The sequence below is a fragment of the Frankia sp. CgJB1 genome, assembly GCF_977947065.1.
Window position 1 is genome coordinate 7,652 of the sequence record NZ_CDWTNB010000140.1, and the last position, 2,783, is coordinate 10,434.

The window sequence follows — 2,783 nt, forward strand, 5'->3', positions numbered from 1 at the left end:
GGTCCAGGGATCGTGCCAACCGCCGGCGCGGCAACAGCCCCCTCGCGGCACGGAGTCGCCCGCGCGGGCGATCCTGGCAGCGGCATCGGCCCGATAACCTGGATTGCGATCGGCTGCACCGTCGTGGCATGCCTGCTCACCGCGCTCACCCGTCGAGCCGCCCGAGTGCGTCGGCACCGGCGGCGGCACGCGGCGGCGGGCCTCCGGGACGTCGAGCGCCCGTCGGGTCGGCCGCCCGCACCGCGCGACGGACACGTGTCCGTGAGGCTGAGGCCGGCGGCCGGACCTGATCAGTCCGACCTGCTGGATGTCCCCGAGGGTATGCGGCGGCGCAGGAGTGCCCGTACCCGGGCGGGGATGGGCACCGTGCCACGCGGGCTGCCCTCCGACGCCACCCGCAGCGGTCCGGCCAAGGATGGCTTCGCCGATGACGAGTCGGATGAAGCCGGCTCGAGCGGCGTCGAGCCGGTCTGGGAGCCGGACACCGGGCGGCGGGAGGCCTCCGGGTTCGGCGAGCCGCTCGACCGGTAGGACGCCGGCCCCGCGGATCCCGGCCCCGCGGATCCCGCACCCGCGCTCCCCGCCGCCGCGTGGTCGGCCGCCTCGGCCACGGAATGCCGGGCTGCCGAACCGGAGGGGAAGACGTCGGAGTTGTAGGGCGCCGTCACGGTCCAGGCCGCGACGAACAGCGTCCATCGCATGGCGATGTTGATCCAGATGAGCAACCCGACGATCACCGCGAACGTACCGTACACCGGATTGCTCATGGTCTGCCCGACCAGCCAGGTACCGACGATCTTGAGGATCTCGACTCCGACGGCGCCGAGCACCGCACCCCGGACCGTCCGCACCCGGTCGGTCTGCTGCGGCAGCCGCCAGAACAGATAGAGGAAAACCGCGGTGTCGATCGCGAGGGCGACGAGCAGGGCCAGCAGGCCGGTCACCCAGGCCGCGGCGGTGCTGCCGGACAATCCGATCCAGCTCAGGAATGACCCGGTGGCCGAGGTCGAGAGGCTGGTCACGACGAGTGAGGCCAACAGAGTCAGCCCCAGTCCCGCGAGCACCGTGACATCCCGCAGCCGCCGGGTGATGATGTTGCCAACGTCGATGTCCTGGTGCCATACGAGACGGATAGCACCCCGCAGCGCGTCGATCCACGCGAGTCCGGCGAGCAGGAGGCCGGCAAGACCGATAATGCCCACGCCGACCTTGGCGTTGCCAATCGAGGCAACGTCGAGCTTGTCCGCCAAGCCCGGAAGATAGTCGTTGATCTGCCGGGTCAGGCTCTCCTGCACATCGGGGTACGCGTCCACGACGAAGCCGGTGACCGCGAAGGCCAGCGCGACCAGCGGGAAGAACGACAGGAACGCAAAGTAGGTCGCCGACGCCGCGAGACGATCACCGCCGTCGGCTGTGTAGCGGGAATATGCCCGGATGAGGTGATCGAGAAACGGACGTTTCCGGCGTACTGCCACAGCGGTGCCGGAAACCGTCCCGACACTGGCCCGTACCGCCTGACGAGGTCCCGCCACATTCGTTACTGTCCCCCCGGCGACGCGCGCTTACTCCCGAGATCCGAGTGTGGCGTGTCGCCCCCCGCCGCCCACCGGTTCCGGCCCACGCGCAGGGCGACCGAACGGGAAGAAGCGTAATTGCCGCCAGCGCAGGTCGGCGCCTCTTTCATACAGCCCGAACCCGTTGACTTCGAACTGCGCCTGATATTCGGCGAGCGCATCGAAGGCGCGGTCCAACGCGTCCTCGGCGAGGTCGTGCGCGACGGTGACGTGCGGATGGTAGGCGAAGCTGAGCGGCCGGTCGAGAGGACCGGACCGCACCACCGCCGCCAGTTTCTCGCACCGGAGGATACCCATGGCGAGGGCGACGAACACGACCGGGGACAGCGGCCGGAACGTGCCGGATCCCCGCAGGCGGATGGTGAACGGGGAGTTCGCCCGCGCCGCCCGCGCGAGGTGGCGCTCGATCACGGGCAGGTCCACGAGCCCGACGGAGGTCGGACCCAGCAGGGTGACGTGCGGGACGATGAGGGCTGCGTTCGGATCGCCGAGTCGCTCCCGCCAGTCCTGAAGCTCTGTGCGGTACGGCTCGGGGATGCCGATCGCCACGCCGATGTCCACCCGACCCGCGGAATCGACCGGATCGACCGGATCGACCGGATCGACCGGATCAACCGGAACAACCGATTCACCGGGATCAACGGCCGGGACAACCTGGACGGTATGACCGTTCACCCCCTCAGTCATGCGGGACCGGCTCCCCGACGAAAGCAGCGACGCTCGCTACTCTGCGTATCCATGCCTGCCTGCGCCGGGTGAGGAACCGGCCGTCGGGATCGGTCTCGCCGAGGAAACATGCCGACATCATGGCCCATGAGCCACGGCCGTCCCGCGCGGACCATGGGAAGGAGATCTGGATTCCAGATCATGACCAAAAGCTGACAATGCCCTCGGAAGAAACCGGCATCCGACCGGAAACGGTCACTGACGGCCGCGCCGCCCCCGCCCTTTCTCGCACGTCACGCCGAGCGGTTTGCGGACCACGAGGGGGCCTGCGCCAGGATCGCGTCCGCCAGCGGTGGCCAGGCTCGCTGGGCCCACTCGCCAAAATCACGATCACAAAGAGTCACACATGCGAGGCGGGCGACGGGATCCACCCACAGGAAGGTCCCGCTCTGCCCGAAGTGGCCGAAGGTCGACGGCGCGTTGGAGCTGCCCGTCCAGTGCGGGTGCTTGTTGCCGCGGATCTCGAAGCCGAGTCCCCAGTCG

General features: G+C 69.3%; 2 protein-coding genes and 1 pseudogene. All 3 read right to left on the minus strand.

Annotated features, from left to right (window positions below):
• Positions 1 to 290 precede the first annotated feature (290 nt).
• The gene (locus AC08OT_RS15185; RefSeq protein ID WP_476592163.1) at positions 291 to 1,475 is read right to left on the minus strand and encodes a YihY/virulence factor BrkB family protein; all 1,185 of its coding nucleotides are present in this window, start codon (positions 1,473 to 1,475) and stop codon (positions 291 to 293) included.
• An 87-nt stretch (positions 1,476 to 1,562) separates the two neighbouring features.
• Complete coding sequence (locus AC08OT_RS15190; RefSeq protein WP_476602953.1) at positions 1,563 to 2,261, minus strand: 2'-5' RNA ligase family protein; 699 nt, start codon at positions 2,259 to 2,261, stop codon at positions 1,563 to 1,565.
• A 272-nt stretch (positions 2,262 to 2,533) separates the two neighbouring features.
• Positions 2,534 to 2,783 (minus strand): annotated as a pseudogene (locus tag AC08OT_RS15195) (serine hydrolase domain-containing protein); the annotation flags it as partial.

What these genes read in the sequence shown, in the direction of transcription:
- AC08OT_RS15190 (WP_476602953.1), bottom strand. Translation starts at nt 2,261, where the DNA reads ATGACTGAGGGGGTGAACGGTCATACCGTCCAGGTTGTCCCGGCCGTT.